This is a genomic window from Clostridium sp. (assembly GCF_022482905.1).
Taxonomy (GTDB): Bacteria; Bacillota; Clostridia; order Clostridiales; family Clostridiaceae; genus Clostridium_B.
The window spans coordinates 1,531,615-1,551,741 of the sequence record NZ_JAKVOI010000001.1 but is presented as its reverse complement, the minus strand read 5'-3'; the positions used below and the strand labels follow the sequence as shown (position 1 = coordinate 1,551,741).

The window sequence follows — 20,127 nt, the reverse complement described above, 5'->3', positions numbered from 1 at the left end:
TTTTGTCGAATTAATTTATTGTTAACATATGGGAATTTATTAACAAAAAAGGGGAGTAGGATATATGGATCAATCTAAAATAAATGTAGTTATTGCAGATGATAATAAGGAATTTTGTAATATTCTCAATGATTATCTACTAAGTCAGAAGGATATTGTAGTTACAGGTATTGCCAATGATGGACTGGAGGCTCTTGAACTAGTCCAGCAAAAAAAACCGGATTTAGTAGTGCTTGACATAATAATGCCTCATCTTGATGGCCTGGGAGTTCTGGAAAAATTGAATAATACAAATATTAACCCTATGCCGAGAGTAATTGTATTGTCAGCGGTAGGACAGGACAAAATAACACAGAGAGCTATAAATCTTGGGGCAGATTATTATGTAGTGAAGCCTTTTGACATGGATATCTTTATAAAGAGAATAAGACAGATGTTCAACAATGTGATAACTGACAGTAATGAAAGCAAGAAAACAGTTTCAATGCTTGAGGGTATGGGAAGAAGGTATTCCATTAGTGGTCCTGACAGCCTTGAACAGGAAATAACGGATATAATACATGAAATAGGAGTTCCGGCACATATCAAAGGTTATATATATTTAAGGGAAGCTATAACTATGGTAGTAAATAATATGGAACTTTTGTCTGCAGTTACAAAGGAATTATATCCATCTATAGCAAAAAAATACAACACAACTGCAAGCAGGGTGGAGAGAGCTATCAGGCATGCTATAGAGGTTGCCTGGTCGAGAGGTCAGGTAGATACTATAAACAGAATTTTTGGATATACCATACACAATGACAAGGGGAAGCCAACCAATTCGGAATTCATTGCCATGGTGGCTGACAAATTGAGATTGAAAAACAAAGTCAGCTAAGTATAAAATCCTTTTATTGGCAAAATCAAGTATTTTAGCTGATAAGGGGATTTTATATGTACCTTAAATATGCTAATATATTTAGTAATAAGCTAAATATATTAGCATATTATTTAACGGGGAGGAGATGTGAAATGAATAAAGTAAATATCGAATTGGAATTGGAAGAGATAGATGTAATAGAGAATTTAATCAAAAGCAGAATCAATGAACTCAGGGATAAAATGTCAAATGACATGGAAAGAGAAGAAGAACTCAAGCAAATAATAAGATATTATAAACAGATAATAAGGAATTTAGATGACCAGATAAAATAAATGGAGGATATTATTTATGGACTTTGTGGAAAAGACTATAGACAAGAAGTTAATATACAAAGGCAAAATTATTGAATTGAACAGACATGAGGTCTTGCTGCCGAATGGAAAAACTGGAAGCAGGGAAATAGTAAATCATCCGGGTGGAGTGGCAATTCTGACATATAAGGATAAAGATACCCTTATTTTCGTGGAACAATTCAGAAAACCTTTTGAAAAAATGATCTTGGAAATACCTGCTGGAAAGATAGAAAATGGAGAAGAACCTGAAATATGTGGTAGAAGGGAACTTGAAGAGGAAACAGGATACAAATCACGATGCTTCAAATACCTGGGTAAAATAATTACAAGTCCCGGATTTTGTGATGAAAGAATATATATATATGAAGCCAGAGACTTGTATAAGGGAAGAAGTAATATAGGTGATGAAGATGAATTCATAAATTTAAAGGAAATAAAAATAAATAGAGTCAAGGAAATGATAAAATCAGGTGAAATAGTTGATGCCAAGACAATAAGTGCATTTATGTTTATTTAATTAATTGCCTATAGTAATATAACTCTTTTGTTTGTCATAAATATAGATAGAGATTAACAAAAGGGGGATGAACTATGCTGGATGGCAAGGTATCAAATTTAATAAATAAACATGTTCAGGATAATTTTTGGCTGTATGTAATAACATTATTGTGCTTTTTTACAGGTGTAGTACTTGGAATATACAGTGTAAGATACATGGGAGGATTTGAGAAAAGTGATCTTTTGAGTTATCTGGGAAGTTTTAAGAATTCAGTAAATTCAAATGGAATAAATTACAAAACAATATTTATAGAGACAATAAAACTGAATATTCCAATGATTGCAGCCATATGGTTTTTAGGACTTACCATGATTGGAATACCAGTTATACTTGTAATAGATGTAATTAAAGGATTTACGGTTGGTTTTGCTTCGAGTTTTATAATAAACGAACTTGGCATGAAAGGTATGTGTTTTGTACTCCTTGGAATATTCCCGCAGAATATAGTATATATACCCTGCATAATATTTTCTTCTGTACTGGCTGTAGAATTTTCCCTCACTATTTTAAAAGACAGATCTGGAAGTCAGTGGAAGAGCCATGTTTTGCTTAAACTAGCCTCCTATTCAATAACATTCGTATTTATTATTGGGGTAATGTGCATTGGACTTATTATGGAAGTATATCTTACTCCAAATATAATGAAGCTGATTGCAGCAAATTTTGTGACATTTGTGACATTATAGTGATATTGAGAGGATGTTCTATGAAATTTATAGTTACAATATTCAAATGTTTTTTGATACTTGTTTTATTTGGAATATTTCTTCCAAAATTTCTGGATTATATGTTATACTATTTTATGATTAAGCCGGATATGTATCAGAACAGCATATTTGTGTACAGTGCATATAATAAAAATATTATCTTATTATATAATTTTGCTGTTGTGTTTAATGAATTTATAAAATTTTAGTTGCATTTCGGAGAGTGGTGACTTTTTTGAATAAATTTTTGCTCGATTATGTCTATGAGCTTCAAAGAAGAGAAGTATCCCAAAATACCGTGGATGCTTATGTAAGGGATATAAATAAATTCTATGATTTTGTAAAAGACAGGGATGAGGACATAAAAAGCATAGATGTTGTATCCATAATGGCCTATGTGCAGTATCTGCAGAAAGAAGGAAAGGCTGTTTCATCAATAGTTAGAAATATAGTATCCCTCAGGAATTTCTACAAGTATCTTGTAATTAAAGGTGAAATAGACGAAAATCCTGTGCTGTATTATGATGTTCCAAAAGTTAAACACAGCATACCCAAAATACTTACTGTAGAAGAAGTGGATAGTCTCCTGTCTGCTCCGGATACAGGCAGGAACAAGGGAATAAGAGACAAGGCAATGCTTGAAACCATGTACGCTTCCGGTATGAAAGTGATGGAATTATTAAGTCTTACAATATATGATATAAATTTGAAACTCTCATATATAAAATGCAGAAATACAAGAAATAAGGAGAGAATAATACCTATAGGTTCTGTGGCAGTTGAATATTTAGGCAAATATCTGGATATAAGGCCTGAGTTGAATACATACAATCTGGATTTTGTATTCTTAAATATGAGAGGAGTCCAGATGAGCCGCCAGGGTTTCTGGAAAATAGTAAAATATTATGCAGATATGGCCGGCATAAACAAGAATATAAATGCCTTCACTCTAAGACATTCTTTCGCAGTTCATCTGCTTCAAAATGGTGCTGATATAAGATCCGTCCAGGAACTTCTTGGGCATAAGGATCTATCAGCTACTGAAATATATGAATCCATAGTAAAGAAAAATAAGATTGCAGAAGTCTATAAAAAAGCTCATCCAAGAGCATAGTTTGAATTAAGCTTGTGATTGACTTGAAGTTGGTCATTAAGCCTTTTTTAATTATTATGAATAATTAACTGTTTAAAGTGAGAATAATAAGATTAGCTTAATTTAATCTAGTAAAATTGGAAGGAGAGAATATTTTAATGAAAAATTCATATAAGACTTTTGCAAGCAGACTTTTGAGTGCCTTTCTTGTGTTTGGGATATGCGTTGTTTACAGCTATGATGTTGGAGCCTACGAGAGTGCTGCAAGCAGGACTTTAAGTACATACAAGGCCGAAGTTCCGGACAATGAAAACTCTAAAAGTGAAAATACCGGAGACATATCAGTAGATGCAAAATCAGCACTGCTTATGGAACCCGTGTCTGGAAAGGTGATATACGAGAAGAATTCCCATGAAAAGCTGGAGCCGGCATCTGTTACTAAAATAATGACCATGCTTTTGACAATGGAGGCTGTAGATTCAGGCAAGATAAGTTTGAATGACAAGGTTACGGTAAGTGAAAATGCAAAAAAAATGGGAGGCAGTTCAATGCTGCTTGATACAGGAGAGGTCAGGACAGTAGAGGAGCTCATAAAGGGAATAGGAATAGCTTCAGGAAATGATGCCGCAGTGGCCATGGCGGAATATCTTGGAGGGAACGAGCAGGCCTTTGTAGGAATGATGAACAAAAGGGCTCAGGAGCTGGGAATGAAGGATACGACCTTCAAGAATTGTACGGGACTTACAGCACCGGGTCATCTTACTTCTGCCTATGATATATCCATAATGTCAAGGGAACTTCTTAAGCATCCAAAGATATTGAAATATACGGGTACTTATATGGAAACCATATCAGAAGGAAGAAAGAGCCCTATAGAACTTGTAAATCACAATAAGCTTGTAAGATTTTTCAAGGGATGTGACGGATTAAAGACAGGGTTCACAGATGCAGCAAAGTACTGCATATCAGCTACTTCATCAAGGGATAATGTAAGAATGCTCGCAGTGATAATGGGGTCACCAACTTATAAAATCAGAAATAAGGATGCAAGTATGCTTATGAACTATGGATTCTCAAAATATAAATCCATTAATGTAATTAATAAGGATAAGCCGATCAAAAAAATAAATTTGAATAAAAAGGGAAATAGATTTTTTTATGCAGTTGCAAAGGACAATCTGAATGCGGTTATGGAAAAAACCAGTAATGACAAGGTAACTTATGACTGCGTTTTAAACAAGAACAAGAGAAAATACAAAAAAGGTGATGATATAGGATACTGCAGCGTATATGTAAATGGAAAAAGCATAGGTAAAGTTGGATTATATTGTGATAGAGATGTAAAACTGCCGGGTATTATAGAAAATTTGAAAAATGGTCTTTCAGAAATTATAAATAAAGGGGTTTAATTATAGAAATTTTTAATAAATGACCTTATTTGTAAGAATGAAATGATATAATAAAGACAGAAAATTATAAGAAGATTTTTTAGTTTTCTGTCTTCAATTATGTTATGGAGAAATAGATATGAATATACTTAGTGGATTTAATACAGGAGAGCTGCATATTATAGATATCATAAGGGAAACATGTGAAAGTAAAAATATAGAAGCATATATAGTAGGTGGTGCAATTAGAGACATACTTATGGGCTATCGGGTGAATGATCTGGATATATGTATGAATGAGAATCCAATGGTGGTCATAAAAAGTTTGTGTGAAATTGAAAGCTTTAAGTATCACAGAGAATTTCAGACTGCTTCTGTGAAGTTTCAGAATGGTATTGAAATAGACATTATAAGGTGCAGATCTGAAATATATTGTAAGCCTGGAATGCTTCCCGTTATTGTACCATCCGGCATAAGGGATGATCTGTACAGAAGAGATTTTACCATAAATTCACTGGCCTATAGCTTGAATTCAAATGAACTGATTGATTTATACGGGGGAATTTATGACATACAGGCAAAAACAATTAGAAAAATACATGATAATAGTTATGAAGAAGATCCTACAAGAATATTTAGAGCTCTGAGATATGCGTCAAGATATGGATTCCAGATTAAGGACAGACCGGAGATCAATGAATGTATTCACAGCAGGGTTTTGAATACAATAAGTAATGATAGAATTATAAGGGAGATATATCTTATGGCCTTTGAAAAAAATTGGAAAAGGGCATTCTGTATGCTGGATGAATTAAATGTATTCAAGTTAAATCTGGATTGTATTGGAAAAACAAACCCGCTGGCTGATTATGACGATAAGAATGTAAGAATATTGAACTTGTTCTACTCAATAAAGGATGTGGAAAATAGACAGTATTTTATAGAAAATTCCATACTGAACCAGGATATAAAAAAGGTCATGTGCAATTTTAAGGATGATAATGGAAAAATTGAAGAAGATTTGAAATGTACTGTTGATAACTACTCCATATTTTTGTCGTTAAAAAATATGAACTCATATTGTCTGGCATATCTGACATGGAATTACAGGGTGGTTTACAAAATATACAATTATATTGACAATTTACAGAAATGCAGTCTTTGTACAAATGGAAATGATATAAAATTATTAGGTATAAACGATGGAAAATATATCGGGAAAATACTAAAATATATAATGAAGGTCAAACTAAATACAGGTATAGAGATTGTTTTGGATGCAGGAGAGATTGAAAATGTCTTTAAACATAAAAATAAAAAATTTTGAGGGACCTTTTGACTTGCTGCTTCACCTTATAAAAAAAAATGAAATGGACATATATGAAGTAAAAATTTGTGAAATAACAAATCAATATGTAGAATACATACATAAAATGAAGGAAATGGATCTTGAACTTACTTCCGAATTTGTTGTCATGGCTTCAACACTTCTGGAGATAAAGTCAAAAATGCTGCTTCCAAGGTATGTTGAGGAGGATAAAGATGAGGAAGAAGATCCGGCAAAAGAACTTGTGGAAAAACTTATAGAATACAGCAGATTCAAAAAAGCAGCCAGTTTTTTGGAAAATCGTAAATATAAAATTGGAAGAAACTTCAGCAAGAAGCCCGAAATAATAATTAAGAAGAAAGATGTTCTCAAACCTGAAAGCTTCATGAAGGATTTGACAATACTCAAATTGTATAATATTTATTTCAAACTTATAAATACATATATGGAAAAATCCAATATGGAAAATAGGCTGGAAAGAAAAATATCTGCAGATAAATTTAAGGTTGAAGATAAAATGAGCTATCTTACAGTTAATATAAAAGTTGGACAGGTACTTGAATTTTCAAATATATTGGATGAATGCAAATTCAAAATTGAAAAGATAGTTACATTCATGGCACTTCTGGAATTGGTAAGGCTAGGAATAATATCTGCAGCGCAAAATGGAAATTTTGAGGAAATATATATAGAGAGGGTAGTTGAAATTGAGGGGTAATGAAAAATATTTTTCTGTAATTGAATCACTTCTTTTTGTGTCAGGAGAGCCTTTAAAGATCACTCAAATTGCAAGGATAATAGAGTGCAGCATAAATTTTACAGAGAATATAATGAAGGAAATGGCTTCAATATACAACAATTCAGCAAGAGGAATAAAACTTATAAATTCAGAAAATAAATATAGTCTGGTTACAAAAGCAGAAAACAGTGAATATATAGAAAAATTGCTCGGGATAAATTCCAGACAGTCATTATCCCAGGCGGCTCTGGAAACATTGTCTATAATTGCATATAAACAACCTATAACACGGGTAGATATAGATGAAATAAGGGGTGTAAAAAGTGACAGGGCTGTCTACAAACTACTTGATAGTGGATTGATAAGGGAAAGCGGACGTATGGATGTTCCTGGAAGGCCCATACTCTATAGTACCACCGAGGATTTTTTGAAATATTTTGGAATTGAAAATATAGAGGCACTGCCGGATTTGGATGAACTTTCAGAAGAATGACGATTGATTACTGCAGCTTGCAAATTTATATTTATTAAATTGCAGACTGATAATTTTTATTATAAACAAAAGGAGAGAAAGATTTATGGATAAGAATGAGAAATGGGTGATAGACCAGAAAATTAACAGGACAATGGAAAATCTTCAAAAGAACAACATGGAGGCATACTTGGTGAAGGATGAAAAGGATTTGATGGAAAAGCTGAAGTCCTTGATAAAAGAAGGAAGTGCAGTATCTGTAGGAGGATCAATGACACTTTTTGAAACTGGTATCATAGACTTTTTAAGAAATGGAAAATATAATTTCATGGATAGATATAAAGATGGAATTACACCTGTAGAATTGAAGGATATATACAGGAAAACTTTTTTGTGCGATTGCTACATAACAAGTAGTAATGCTGTAACTGAAAGCGGGGAACTTTATAATATAGATGGAAATGGCAATAGGGTGGCAGCAATGATATACGGTCCCGATCAGGTCATAGTCATAATTGGGGCAAATAAAATTGTAAGTAATTTAAATGCAGCCATAGAAAGAGTCAAGTACAATTCTGCACCTGCAAATACAAAAAGATTGAATTTGAATACTCCCTGTACAAAAGTCGGGTATTGTGTAGATTGCAAATCTGATGGAAGGATTTGCAATGACTATGTTTTAATAAAGAGAGAAAATGTAAAAGGAAGAGTAAAGGTTATTATATTAAACAAAGATCTTGGATATTGACAAATATGCTTAAGGTTGGTGTGATTTATGCCGACCTTAAGCATATTTAAAATTAAATTCTCAAATAGCTGTTTCCATCCAGGGGAATAAGTACCTGCATATTTGACTGAGACGGGCTGCCTACGGCGTATATGCTGTAGAATCTGTTGGGAGTCAGTCTTACATTTGGTACGGTGAGAAGTCTTTGATTGCTGTTTGCATCAGTTATATAGATTGTGTATACACCTGGATCCAATGGTTCATAAGTTGAAACTCCCCTGAAGGGTATATTTCCGAACAATGTTCTTCCATTTTGAAGTGATACATTTAAGTTCGGGGAATCCTCTGATAAATTTACAAATTTAACTAATGCCCTGCTTGGAATTTTAGGCAGTACAACATCTTCTATAGGCAGTATATTTATATTTGGATAGGTCCCTATAATTGCAGTAGTTAGTATTTTTTCCGGAGGTATAAACAATCTCCTGTTAATAATAGGACTGCCTGTGGTACCGGCGGGAAATATGGAAATATTATAGGTGCCGGCAGGAAAAGGCAGGTAATCTGAAAATGCCTTATAACTCAGATTTCTGAAAAACAGCCGGTCATTTAAGTAGACGTCTACAGCGGGAGAATTTATACTTGAATTTAAAATTCTCATATGTGATATTGGATTGACTGACCTGTAAAAGTTACTATAAAATGGATAAGGAAAAATAAACATTATATGCCACCTTTACTGTATTTATTTACAGTATAATATATGTTTACCATTTTGACTGTGATACAATATTATATAATATGATTGTAATTTACTTATTTGAATATATAATTTCCAAGGTTGTATAGATTTAGTGATATAGGTATTTTGCCTGTTGATATGTAATCCTCCGGATATACTCCATCCCATGGATATACAGATATATAATTGGCACTATATATATTAATAAGCATTTTCTCCTGTTTGAAGCTTATAATCATTTTGTAAGCTGGTTTATCTGGTAGATTTTTAGGAACTTTTATAAAGTCCTTTTCATTCAGAGATTTGAACATTGCCGTTAAGTCATTGATACTACTGGTATCCAATTGCTTTTCTTTGTGAAAGTTGGTTTCTATGATAATGCATTTTGGACTTTTTTCACGTGACAAATCCTTCAGCAGTATATTGGTATAGTAAAATGTACTTGGCTTTTGAGACTTGAAATTCAGCAGGTCTAAGTTATTACAACCAGTAAACAAAATAATTATTGAGAGTATTGTGGAAAAATAACATAATAATTTTTTCATCATTACACCTTATATATAAATTACTATAGATTAAACATATGTTTTTATAGTGGAGTTTATTACTTGCTCTAAATTTTAAAATTTTTTATGGGAGGTTTTTCGTGAAATATAAACTTATAGCTGTAGATATGGATGGAACTCTTTTGAATGATAGAAAAATTATAACGGATTACAATATTGTTAGAATAAGAAAAGCTGTAGAACTCGGTGTAAAGTTTGTGCTTTGTTCTGGAAGAATGCCGGGTGGTATTAGAAACTATGCTGAAGCTATAGCAAAAAATGAACCTATAATATGCTGCAATGGTGCTGTGATTTTGGATGAGAGAGGGCAGATTATGTATTCGAGCCATATAAGTAATAAAAGCATGCTTGAGGTTGTAGATATACTTAGAGAAAAGAAAGATACATACTATCATTTTTATGATGAAGACACTATTTATACTGAACAATTCAATAGTTATATGAATGAGTTCTATAAATTCAATAGAAGGTTGGACAGAAAATTCAGATCAGAGATAAGAATTATAGTTGACACAAAGAAATTTATACAACAATCAGGCAGATATGTTAATAAACTGGTTGTTGTTGACGACGACAATGATTATCTTATGGAACTTCGAGAGAAATTGGAAAAAGTATCGGGAATTGAAGTCACAAGATCAAATGTAGACAACATTGAAATAACAAACGAGGGAATATCGAAAGGATATGGTTTGAATATTTTGTCAGGATATTACAATATACCGCTGGAAGAGTGCATATCTGTTGGCAATGATGAAAATGATATAAGTATGATTAAAATTTCCGGAGTAGGTGCTGCAGTGGACAATGCCGTAAAAACCGTGAAAAACTGTGCCGATTATGTAACTTTGAAGGATAATAACAATGGAGCAGTAGGAGAAATTATAGATAAATTTATATTAAATTAACAAAATAGGAAGTGTATATTTTGGAAGAAAAGTTAATTACAAAAAAGGATATTCAAGTTAGACTCAGAAGAATAGAAGGACAGATAAAGGGAATTGAAAAGATGATTGAATGTGAAAGCTGCTGTAAAGATATACTCATACAGGTTGCTGCAGTGAGGGCGGCTATAAATAAAGTTGGAGGACTGATGATACAAAATTATGCCAAGACCTGTCTTTTATCCGAGTATGGCAATGAATCTGAAGAAAAAAAAATAGAGGATCTTGTTTCATCTCTTACCATGTTTCTAAAATGAGTTACAGATTGTTTTAATGCTATTAGTCGGACTTTAATATTTTAATTAAAGTCCGATTCACTATTTGGAGTCATGTATATGGGATTTATTTTTTAGCAGTTTGAGTTTTTCAATATTTATTTTTCTTCTGAACAGCACATAAGCTTTTGATATAGAGGATACAGAAAATACACCTACGGCTATTGTTCCTGCTATAGCGAGAGTTTTTATTCCTGTTTCAAGGGATTTGTCTATGTTTCCCTGTACTGTTTCAAACATTGTATTGTACATACCGCCCCCGGGAACAAGGGGTATTATGGCGCCTATTACAAAGGTGGTAACCGGCGTTTTGAGTATTCGGGCCATTATTTCAGAATATATGGCTCCGATTAATGAGGCAAAGAAATATGAAAGTATATAGGACATATTAAGATATGAGTTCATAAATAAATACATAAACCAGCTTAGGCCGCCGCCTATAGAAGAAAAAATTAAATTCTTGCCTCGTGTATTTGACAGCACTGCAAAGCATAATGTGGCAATTAAAGCGTATATGGAATTTATAATCATAGCTTTATCCCTCCGGTAATAATCCACAATCTAATGACAATTCCAGTGCCGACTGCAATGGCTACAGCTACCAGAAGCGATTCCATGGCACCCAGAATTCCGGACATCAGATCTCCTGCTATGGTATCCCTTATTGCATTTGTTATAGAAATTCCTGGTACAAGCACCATTATAGAACCGATTATTATAATATCCGTATGTATTGCAAGGTGGAGTCCGTTAGCTGCAAGGGCTATGAATGCTACGGCAGCACCGCAGATTGCATTTATAAAAAATTCATTGGATTGAAAATAATTTAGTGAGGTGGATATCAATTTTATTGAACAGCCTATTATAAAGGATATTGCAAAGTCCTTCATATCTCCTCCAAATACCAGACAGAAAAATGCAGAAGCTCCTCCGGAAGAAAGAGTATTTATTCCTAAGCCGTAGGATTTAAGTATGTTTATTTCTCTGAGCTTGTTTTCGATATCCTTGATTGTATAGCCCTTATCCTTTATGTGACGTGATATATTATTTACCTGAGATACCTTCTCCAGGTTTTGATTTCCTCTCTTTACCCTTTTTATGATGGATACAGGTTGGCCATAGTCATCTTCAGCAGTTATTATTATAACATTTATGGTTGCAAAAGTATCCACTTTTGCAACCCCGCAGGAGTTGCATATCCTGGTTATAGTTTCCTCAACCCTGTATATTTCAGCACCGCTTTCCAGAAGTATTTTCCCTGCAAAGGCTGCTGTATTTATTATATGATTGATATCCATGGCAAATCTCCTTGATCATATAGAATTATAAATTCAAACTCATTATAGTATATGTTAAATACATTTGCTATAAATAAATATAAATTTTTTATTCTATATATGAATTGCGTATAATAATTATAAGCTGTATAATAAATAGCAATAACGGATATTGACAAGGAGGAATAACATATGGATTTTAGTAATCTTGAGAGAACTGATAAAGACATATACAAAATGATAGACGAGGAGAGGAACAGACAGGAAGATGGAATAGAGCTGATAGCTTCTGAAAATTTTACAAGCCAGTCGGTAATGGAAGCCATGGGTTCATTTCTTACTAATAAATATGCAGAGGGATATCCTGGGAAGAGATATTATGGTGGATGTTATGTTGTGGACAAGGTAGAGGATCTGGCAAGGGACAGAATGAAAAAGCTTTTTGGAGCTGAACACGTAAATGTGCAGCCTCACTCCGGATCACAGGCTAACATGGCAGTATATATGTCGGTGCTGAAGCTTGGAGATACTGTTATGGGGATGAATCTAAGCCACGGAGGTCATCTGAGTCATGGCAGTAAAGTGAGTTTCTCAGGAAAGTTATATAATTTTGTGTCATATGGCGTAAGCAAGGAGACTGAAACGATTGACTATGATGAGATGAGAAGAATTGCCCTTGAATACAGACCTAAGATGATAGTATCAGGAGCCAGTGCCTATCCAAGAGAAATTGACTTCAAGAAGATAAGAGAAATTTGTGATGAAGTAGGAGCTTATATGATGGTCGATATAGCTCATATTGCAGGATTGGTTGCAGTAGGTGAACATGTGTCACCAGTACCTTATGCGGATTTTGTAACTACTACTACCCATAAGACACTCAGGGGACCGAGGGGAGGAGCAATAATCTGCAAGGAGAAATATGCCAAAGCTCTTGACAAAACCATATTTCCTGGAGTGCAGGGAGGACCTCTGATGCATATAATTGCTGCTAAAGCAGTATGTTTTGGAGAAGCACTTACGGATGACTACAGAAAATACATAAAACAGGTAGTGAAAAATGCAAGGGTTCTGGCAGAAGAACTTAAAAACTACGGCTTCAGACTTGTAAGCGGTGGAACTGACAATCATTTGATACTGATTGATCTGACAAATAAAAATATTACAGGAAAAGAAGCTGAAAAACTTCTTGAAAATGCAGGAATCACAGTAAATAAAAATGCCATACCTTTTGACAAACTTGGACCGAATGTTACAAGTGGAATAAGAATAGGAACGCCAGCAGCAACTACAAGGGGATTTAAGGAAGAAGAGATGAAAAAGATTGCCTATTTCATCAATTATGTAGTTGAAAATAGAGATAAAGACCTGTCAGGCTTGAGGGCCGAAGTAAAGGAACTTTGCGACAAGTTTCCTATATATAAATAGTATTATGGATAAAGGAGCACCAATAATCTACTGCAGGATTATTGGTGATTGATTTATTTTTTGCCATGATTAGATAGTAAGATCATTCTCATCTTTTATATTTATTGCTTTTCTCAGCACTTCAGAAATAGTGAGAAAAGTACATCCAACTATTATAAATACAAAAATATCCAATTTAAGCGAACCGTCCTTATTGAATGCATATATTATATGGAAATTTTTATTGACTATATCGCCGATCATATATATCGCCCCGAGTATAAAGGTATATGCTCCGATTCTTGAAAAACTTTTTACATTATCTAAATTAAAAATTTTAGTTTCTGTAATTTTTCCCATTATATTCTTGAGTTCATATATAATGAGCAGACTTAATAAACATTCAGCCTCTGCAAAAATTATATATCTGATGATACTTTTATCAGATGCAAATTTTGCGAAGAGACCCGGAATAAATATCATCCCCAGTGTTCCACCTATAAAAAATACGTTGAGTATTACATATAGGAATTCTGCAATTCCATAATGGTTTTTGTTGGACATATTATTAACTTCCTTTCTGTTAAATTGTGTATTTGTATATATTATAAATAAAATATTATTAAATTTCAATATATATTTATTGTTTTTCAATAATAACGTAAAATTGAAGGTTAATTGAAAGATGAGATGCCACTTTGTAAAACGAAAAACTATGTTTGTAATTTAAAACTTAATCCTTGTAAATGAAACGCAGTTTTTGTAACCTAAAGTCCAGTTTTGTAAGCGAAGAGCCACATTTGTAATTCAAATGCTGTTTGATTTCTCTTCATTTCTAGTGTATGATTGTGAAAAATAAGCATGCCAAATGGAGGTCAACTCCCTCTCGATTTTTTTTGTAATCGGAGAATCCACCCCTGAATCTTTGGTCAGATAATAGGTTGGCGGCACTGATTATTTAAAGGTTACTTTTTAAGAAGAGCTGGTTTTAGCATGATATCTCCGGCGGCAACCGGATAACATCCAAGTTTATGCAAAACCTCTTCTCCGTGGTAAAAGCTGAATGTTTCGTACGGACTGCGTTTATTCAGCTTTTTTCTTTTGTAGGAATTAATATGATTCATCATCAGATTGATATCATCCTGTGTAAGTTCATTAAAGCTACTACCTTTTGGAAGAACCCGACGAATCAATTCATGGTTTACTTCGATAGCACCTTTTTGATAAGGACTACCTGCATCGCAATAAAATATATGTGTACGCAAAAATGGAAATCTATCCCGATATTCAATGGCTTTTGGGTTGGAAAACTCACTCCCGTTGTCTGTAAGAATGACAGGAAATAACTCTGAAAACAATTCCTGGCCAAGTATCTTATCAAGATGATTAAATACATCAGTAACAGACTTTGAAGTGTTGGCATCCCTCAGGGACGCAAGCATCAGGCTGCAATCAACAAAGTGAATAGTTAAAAGACATTTACCGCCCTTGACTCCCATGACAGAATCCATCTGCACAATTGCAGTATCAGGATTCTTGTTAATAAAGGTTTCAAAATCTTTGTAGTTGCGGCTAATGCGGCAGCCTTTATCCACCTTGAACTCCGGCTTTTTATAGCGTTCACGAAATCTTACTTTTCGTGGAAGGTCGATATTTCTAATATCAAAAAGACAGGCATCAATATAGTTATAAATGGTCTTTTCACTACACATCAACTCATCCTGATGATTAATGTAAATCTGATTGACAGACTGCCCATTTTGAATGAGTGGTGAAATTATACGATTCAATCTGCTAATTTCATTTTCAGAAACGCAAAGACCACTTCTAGAATTAGAAATCTTCTCGTGAGCTTTGATGTGAGCATGTTCAGCATCATAGATACTTTTCATGAGAGTGCATTTGCCAATGGCTTCACAGCCATTGCAGACATAAGGAACACGATATTTTGCAGTACATATTTCTTCTATGTACTCTTTGCAGTTCGTGTTACAGGAAGAACATAGTTTACAATAGGTTACAGATTTCCTGCTACAGTCCTTTCCACAAATGCTTTTTAATCTACAGTTAAAGCGATTCTTGCAAGCGTTAAATGGAAATCCAGGATAGCCTGTTGCTACTTCAGAACTGTATTTACGAACTTCTCTGGAAATAGTGGTTGGATCTTTTCCCATACGGCGAGCGATTTCTTTAAATGAAAGGCCTTCCTTTAGGTACTTTTGCAAATCTAATCTCGCTTCATAAATAAAAAACTTTGACATATATCCTCCATTTCTGCCGCCAACTAATAAAGGATATATGAAATTATAACAATTAGCAAACAAAAAGACTGGCTAATCGCCAATCTTCTGCAATCCAAGATGCAACCACATATTATAAATATTTATTTTTGTATGGATTATGTGAAACTGGAATCGCAAGGGTTGCAATTTAATTTACAATTGAGGAACGTAAAATTGAATTGAATAAATTTACTATATATATCATATAGATTTATAAATTATAAATTTATATGATGGAGTGATTTTATGATAAAAAAGGGAAGTATGGTTGAAGTGGAGCACTGCAAATATGTAGGAAGTGACATGAGGGTGTTGTTCAGGGGAATATGCATAAAAGACTGTAATATAGGAGAACATGTTGATATAAAAACAATGTCAGGTCAAATGGTAAGGGGAGTGGTATACAGGGATATGTATTTTCAGGGCAATGTTCACCATCTAGCCAGAAAAGCCAAGGAAATAATCATGATTAAAAGTTTTTAAGCTTATTTTGCGGTAGTTATTCCCCTGAATGAGTATGTATGATATAATATACACGAATTATTCGGATTAAAATGTGGAAAATGTTCGAAAATACAGTTAGGGGAGAGAACAGTATGAATATTAGAAGATTATTTGTGGAAAAAAAGACGGAATTCAATATAGAAGCACGGGCGCTTTTGAAGGACATAAGGGAAAGTCTTGGCATTGACGGCGTAAAAAATATCAGGGTAATAAACAGATACGATATTGGAAATATAGAAGATTCTGAATATGAAAAGTTGAAATATACCGTATTCTCGGAAAAAACAGTAGATGTTGTTTATGATGAAGACATACCAGATATAGGACAAAATAGAATTTTTGCAGTTGAATATCTTCCCGGCCAGTATGATCAGAGAGCTGATTCAGCTTCACAGTGTATTCAGATATTAACCCAAAAAGAAAAAACTGATGTATTATCTTCCAAAGTATACGTAATCGAAGGAAATATAACGGATGAAGAATTCAGCAATATAAAAAATTACTGTATAAATCCGGTGGATTCCAGAGAGGCTTCCCTTGAAAAGCCTGCTGTGATGGAGGAAAATGTGGAGCTGCCGCAGGATGTTGAAATTTTAAATGGGTTTGTAGATAAGACAGAGGAAGAACTAATTGAATTTTTAGGAGAAAAGGGACTTGCAATGAGTCTTGAGGACCTTGAATTTTGCAGGGACTACTTTAAAAATGAGGAAAAGAGAAATCCTACCATAACTGAAATAAAAGTCATAGATACATATTGGTCGGATCACTGCAGACATACTACCTTCATGACGGAATTGAAAAATATAAAGATAGAGGAAGGAAAGTTTTCCGCCCCTATTAAGGCTTCCTATGATGATTATCTTCAATTCAGAAGTGAGTTGAAAAGGCAGGATAAACCTCTTTGTCTCATGGATATTGCAACCATTGCCATGAAAAAATTAAAAACTGAAGGAAAGCTTGAGAATCTTGATGAGTCTGAAGAGATAAATGCCTGCAGTATATTGGTGGACGCTGATATAGATGGAAGAACGGAAAAATGGCTTGTAATGTTTAAAAATGAAACCCATAACCACCCAACGGAGATAGAACCATTTGGAGGTGCGGCAACATGTATAGGCGGTGCAATAAGAGATCCTCTGTCAGGAAGATCATATGTATACCAGGCCATGAGAGTTACAGGAAGTGGAGATCCCACAGTAGATTTAAAATCAACTCTCGATGGAAAACTTCCACAAAAAAAGATAACTACAGGTGCAGCCCAGGGTTATAGTTCCTATGGAAATCAGATAGGACTCGCTACAGGACTTGTAAGTGAGATATATGATCCCGGTTATGTTGCAAAGAGAATGGAAATAGGTGCTGTAGTAGGCGCTGTACCAGCAGAAAATGTAGTTAGAAGGAGACCGGAAGCATCTGATATTGTCATACTCCTCGGCGGGAGAACTGGAAGGGATGGCTGTGGTGGAGCTACGGGGTCTTCTAAAAAGCATACTGAAAAAAGCATATTGACATCTGGAGCCGAGGTTCAAAAAGGAAATCCAGTTACTGAAAGAAAGCTTCAGAGGCTTTTCAGAAAACCTGAAGTAAGCACACTTATAAAGAGGTGCAACGATTTTGGAGCCGGGGGTGTATCTGTTGCAATAGGAGAACTTGCAGAAGGACTGGATATAAATCTTGATCTTGTACCTAAGAAATACGAGGGATTGGATGGAACCGAACTTGCAATATCCGAGTCACAGGAGCGTATGGCAGTTGTAGTCTCAAAGGATGACAGGGATAGATTTATAAAGTATGCAGAAGAGGAGAATCTGGAGGCAACTGCAGTGGCGGTAGTTACGGATACTGGAAGAATGAGGCTTTACTGGAGAGAAAAGCTTATTGTCGATTTGAGCAGAAAATTTATAGATACCAACGGAGTCAGGGCGGAGGCAGATGTACTTGTAAAATTGCCGAATAAATCTTCATCATATTTTAATAAAAACAGATACAGTAGAAAAGGGGAATCTTTAAAGAAGAGATGGTTCGACATGCTTGGACAATTGAATGCATGCAGCCAGAAGGGACTTGTTGAAAGATTTGACAGCACTATAGGTGCAGGCACAATCCTGATGCCCTTTGGCGGTAAATATCAGCTGACAAAGATAGATGCCATGGCGGCAAAACTTCCTGTACTTTCCGGAAATACGAATACAGCAACTATAATGAGTTATGGATATAATCCGGATATAGCAAAATGGAGTCCTTTCCATGGTGCCGTATATGCAGTGTGTGAATCGGTGGCAAAAATAGTGGCTGCAGGGGGAAAAGCATCTGATATAAGACTTACATTTCAAGAATATTTTGGAAGTCCTCAAAAGGAGCCCGAGAGATGGGGAAAACCATTTTCCGCACTGCTTGGTGCACTCTATGCCCAGGAAAAATTCAATATAGCGGCTATAGGAGGCAAGGACAGTATGTCGGGAACTTTCAAGGATATGGATGTTCCGCCAACTCTAGTATCTTTTGCCATAACTACTGAAAATGCAGATGTTATAATATCGCCTGAATTCAAACAGACAGGAAGCAGCATAGTTATTGTACCGACAGCTATAGATGAATATGGAATGCCGGATTTTGAGATGATGAACAAGTACTATGAAATTATACATTCACTTATTGAACAGGGAATTGTAATATCCGCAGAGGCAGTTAAGGATATGGGAATAGCACATACTGTCAGCAATATGAGTTTTGGAAACAGGATAGGAATTAAATTTTCAGATGAACTGGATACAGAAGAGTTGTTTTTCCCGTATTACGGTTCAATAATAGTAGAAATTGATAAAGATGCAGATGTAGAAAATGTGTTGAAGAATATCGATTATAAATTAATTGGAGCTACACATATTGATGAAACCATAGAATTCAAGGGTGAAAGTATTTCTATAGATGACATGATAGAAGCATGGAGCAAAACTCTGGAAAAAGTGTTCCCTATGAAGACAGAAGAAAACGGCGGTAAAATAGAGCCAATAAGCTTTAAAAAAGAGAATTGTGTATCACCAGCTGTCAAAATTGCAAAACCACGAGTTTTCATACCTGTATTTCCTGGAACCAATTGTGAGTATGATTCTGAAAGGGCATTTATAAGGGCGGGAGCTGAAGTCGATACTCTGGTTCTTAGAAATTTGAATGTAAGACAGATAGAAGAATCTATAGATGAAATAGTGGATAGAATAAACAATTCGCAGATAATTATGTTCCCCGGAGGATTCAGTGCAGGTGATGAACCGGATGGATCAGGTAAATTTATAGCGGATGTATTTAGAAATCCAAAGATAAAATCTGCTGTCGAGGATCTTTTGAATAGAAGAGACGGGCTTATGCTTGGAATATGCAATGGCTTTCAGGCACTTATAAAGCTTGGCCTGGTGCCATTTGGGGATATAAGAGACATAAAGGGCGATTACCCTACTCTTACATATAACAAAATAGGGCGACATATTTCACGCATAGTAAATACGAGGATATGTTCAAACCTGTCACCATGGTTCAACAATGTAAATGTAGGAGATATACATTCGATTGCCATATCTCATGGAGAAGGAAGATTTATTGCCCCTGAAAACATGATCAAGAAGCTCATAGACAATGGGCAGATAGCAACACAGTATGTTGATTTTGAGGGAAATCCAAGCTATGAAGATGAGTTTAATCCAAACGGATCTTTCTATGCTGTTGAAGGAATAACCAGTCCGGATGGAAGAATACTTGGAAAAATGGGGCATTCGGAAAGAATAGGAAAAAATGTAATAAAAAACATTAAGGGAGATAAAGATCAGAAGATATTTGAAGCTGGCGTAGGTTATTTCAAGCTTTGATTCATAGTATTAATTTTATATTGATGGTATACTGATATAT

General features: G+C 34.5%; 22 protein-coding genes. 16 read left to right on the top strand and 6 right to left on the bottom strand.

Annotation, left to right across the window (positions count from 1 at the left end):
- The first annotated feature begins 64 nt into the window (after positions 1–64).
- The 11 genes from spo0A (at position 65) to LKE46_RS07605 (ending at position 8,251) form a co-directional block, all read left to right on the top strand.
- Positions 65–880, top strand: coding sequence for a sporulation transcription factor Spo0A (gene spo0A, locus LKE46_RS07655; protein WP_291720054.1), 816 nt, complete (start codon positions 65–67; stop codon positions 878–880).
- Positions 881–1,014: 134 nt separating this feature from the next.
- On the top strand, positions 1,015–1,197 hold the full coding sequence (locus LKE46_RS07650; RefSeq protein WP_291720051.1) for a hypothetical protein: 183 nt from the start codon (positions 1,015–1,017) through the stop codon (positions 1,195–1,197).
- Between the two features lie 16 nt (positions 1,198–1,213).
- Positions 1,214–1,735, top strand: coding sequence for an NUDIX hydrolase (locus LKE46_RS07645; RefSeq protein WP_291720048.1), 522 nt, complete (start codon positions 1,214–1,216; stop codon positions 1,733–1,735).
- 74 nt (positions 1,736–1,809) lie between these two features.
- Positions 1,810–2,463 (top strand): stage II sporulation protein M, encoded by a 654-nt coding sequence (spoIIM, locus tag LKE46_RS07640; protein ID WP_291720045.1) that lies wholly within the window; start codon positions 1,810–1,812, stop codon positions 2,461–2,463.
- A 20-nt stretch (positions 2,464–2,483) separates the two neighbouring features.
- Positions 2,484–2,693, top strand: coding sequence for an endonuclease III (locus LKE46_RS07635; protein ID WP_291720043.1), 210 nt, complete (start codon positions 2,484–2,486; stop codon positions 2,691–2,693).
- A 26-nt stretch (positions 2,694–2,719) separates the two neighbouring features.
- Positions 2,720–3,598 (top strand): site-specific tyrosine recombinase XerD, encoded by an 879-nt coding sequence (gene xerD, locus LKE46_RS07630; protein ID WP_291720040.1) that lies wholly within the window; start codon positions 2,720–2,722, stop codon positions 3,596–3,598.
- A gap of 137 nt (positions 3,599–3,735) precedes the next feature.
- A complete protein-coding gene (locus LKE46_RS07625) occupies positions 3,736–4,986 on the top strand; it encodes a D-alanyl-D-alanine carboxypeptidase family protein (RefSeq protein WP_291720036.1) in 1,251 nt (416 codons plus the stop codon).
- Positions 4,987–5,104: 118 nt separating this feature from the next.
- Positions 5,105–6,292 (top strand): CCA tRNA nucleotidyltransferase, encoded by a 1,188-nt coding sequence (locus LKE46_RS07620; protein ID WP_291720029.1) that lies wholly within the window; start codon positions 5,105–5,107, stop codon positions 6,290–6,292.
- Entirely contained in the window at positions 6,261–7,010 is a 750-nt protein-coding gene (locus LKE46_RS07615) for a segregation/condensation protein A (RefSeq protein ID WP_291720022.1), read from the top strand. The genes LKE46_RS07620 and LKE46_RS07615 overlap by 32 nt, the downstream gene beginning before the upstream one ends.
- Complete coding sequence (gene scpB, locus LKE46_RS07610; protein WP_291720019.1) at positions 7,000–7,524, top strand: SMC-Scp complex subunit ScpB; 525 nt, start codon at positions 7,000–7,002, stop codon at positions 7,522–7,524. The genes LKE46_RS07615 and scpB overlap by 11 nt, the downstream gene beginning before the upstream one ends.
- A gap of 85 nt (positions 7,525–7,609) precedes the next feature.
- Positions 7,610–8,251, top strand: a complete 642-nt coding sequence (locus LKE46_RS07605; RefSeq protein WP_291720016.1) for a lactate utilization protein — start codon at positions 7,610–7,612, stop codon at positions 8,249–8,251.
- Between the two features lie 52 nt (positions 8,252–8,303).
- Here the strand turns inward: LKE46_RS07605 and LKE46_RS07600 are convergent, their stop codons facing one another.
- Together LKE46_RS07600 and LKE46_RS07595 are read right to left on the bottom strand one after the other, a co-directional pair.
- A complete protein-coding gene (locus LKE46_RS07600) occupies positions 8,304–8,954 on the bottom strand; it encodes a DUF4397 domain-containing protein (RefSeq protein ID WP_291720013.1) in 651 nt (216 codons plus the stop codon).
- Between the two features lie 92 nt (positions 8,955–9,046).
- Positions 9,047–9,517 (bottom strand): DUF4883 family protein, encoded by a 471-nt coding sequence (locus tag LKE46_RS07595; protein ID WP_291720009.1) that lies wholly within the window; start codon positions 9,515–9,517, stop codon positions 9,047–9,049.
- Positions 9,518–9,618: 101 nt separating this feature from the next.
- On the opposite strand from LKE46_RS07595, the gene LKE46_RS07590 reads away from it, so the two are divergent.
- Both LKE46_RS07590 and LKE46_RS07585 read left to right on the top strand, forming a co-directional pair.
- Entirely contained in the window at positions 9,619–10,446 is an 828-nt protein-coding gene (locus LKE46_RS07590) for a Cof-type HAD-IIB family hydrolase (protein ID WP_291720006.1), read from the top strand.
- A 20-nt stretch (positions 10,447–10,466) separates the two neighbouring features.
- Positions 10,467–10,739 carry a metal-sensitive transcriptional regulator gene (locus LKE46_RS07585; protein WP_291720001.1) on the top strand — a complete coding sequence of 91 codons (273 nt, stop codon included), beginning with the start codon at positions 10,467–10,469 and terminating at the stop codon, positions 10,737–10,739.
- Positions 10,740–10,799: 60 nt separating this feature from the next.
- Here the strand turns inward: LKE46_RS07585 and LKE46_RS07580 are convergent, their stop codons facing one another.
- Positions 10,800–11,288: a threonine/serine exporter family protein gene (locus LKE46_RS07580; RefSeq protein WP_291719998.1), complete on the bottom strand. Its 489-nt coding sequence runs from the start codon at positions 11,286–11,288 to the stop codon at positions 10,800–10,802.
- Positions 11,285–12,055 (bottom strand): threonine/serine exporter family protein, encoded by a 771-nt coding sequence (locus tag LKE46_RS07575; protein ID WP_291719994.1) that lies wholly within the window; start codon positions 12,053–12,055, stop codon positions 11,285–11,287. Before LKE46_RS07575 ends, LKE46_RS07580 begins: the two co-directional genes overlap by 4 nt.
- A 171-nt stretch (positions 12,056–12,226) precedes the next feature.
- Between LKE46_RS07575 and glyA the strand changes: the two genes are divergently transcribed.
- Entirely contained in the window at positions 12,227–13,462 is a 1,236-nt protein-coding gene (gene glyA, locus LKE46_RS07570; protein WP_291719991.1) for a serine hydroxymethyltransferase, read from the top strand.
- Between the two features lie 69 nt (positions 13,463–13,531).
- Here the strand turns inward: glyA and LKE46_RS07565 are convergent, their stop codons facing one another.
- Both LKE46_RS07565 and LKE46_RS07560 read right to left on the bottom strand, forming a co-directional pair.
- Positions 13,532–14,005: a DUF2975 domain-containing protein gene (locus LKE46_RS07565; RefSeq protein WP_291719986.1), complete on the bottom strand. Its 474-nt coding sequence runs from the start codon at positions 14,003–14,005 to the stop codon at positions 13,532–13,534.
- A 401-nt stretch (positions 14,006–14,406) separates the two neighbouring features.
- Positions 14,407–15,702 carry an IS30 family transposase gene (locus LKE46_RS07560; RefSeq protein ID WP_291725614.1) on the bottom strand — a complete coding sequence of 432 codons (1,296 nt, stop codon included), beginning with the start codon at positions 15,700–15,702 and terminating at the stop codon, positions 14,407–14,409.
- A gap of 267 nt (positions 15,703–15,969) precedes the next feature.
- On the opposite strand from LKE46_RS07560, the gene LKE46_RS07555 reads away from it, so the two are divergent.
- Positions 15,970–16,206, top strand: a complete 237-nt coding sequence (locus LKE46_RS07555; protein ID WP_291719983.1) for a hypothetical protein — start codon at positions 15,970–15,972, stop codon at positions 16,204–16,206.
- A gap of 113 nt (positions 16,207–16,319) precedes the next feature.
- Positions 16,320–20,087: a phosphoribosylformylglycinamidine synthase gene (locus LKE46_RS07550; RefSeq protein WP_291719978.1), complete on the top strand. Its 3,768-nt coding sequence runs from the start codon at positions 16,320–16,322 to the stop codon at positions 20,085–20,087.
- Positions 20,088–20,127: the final 40 nt, after the last annotated feature.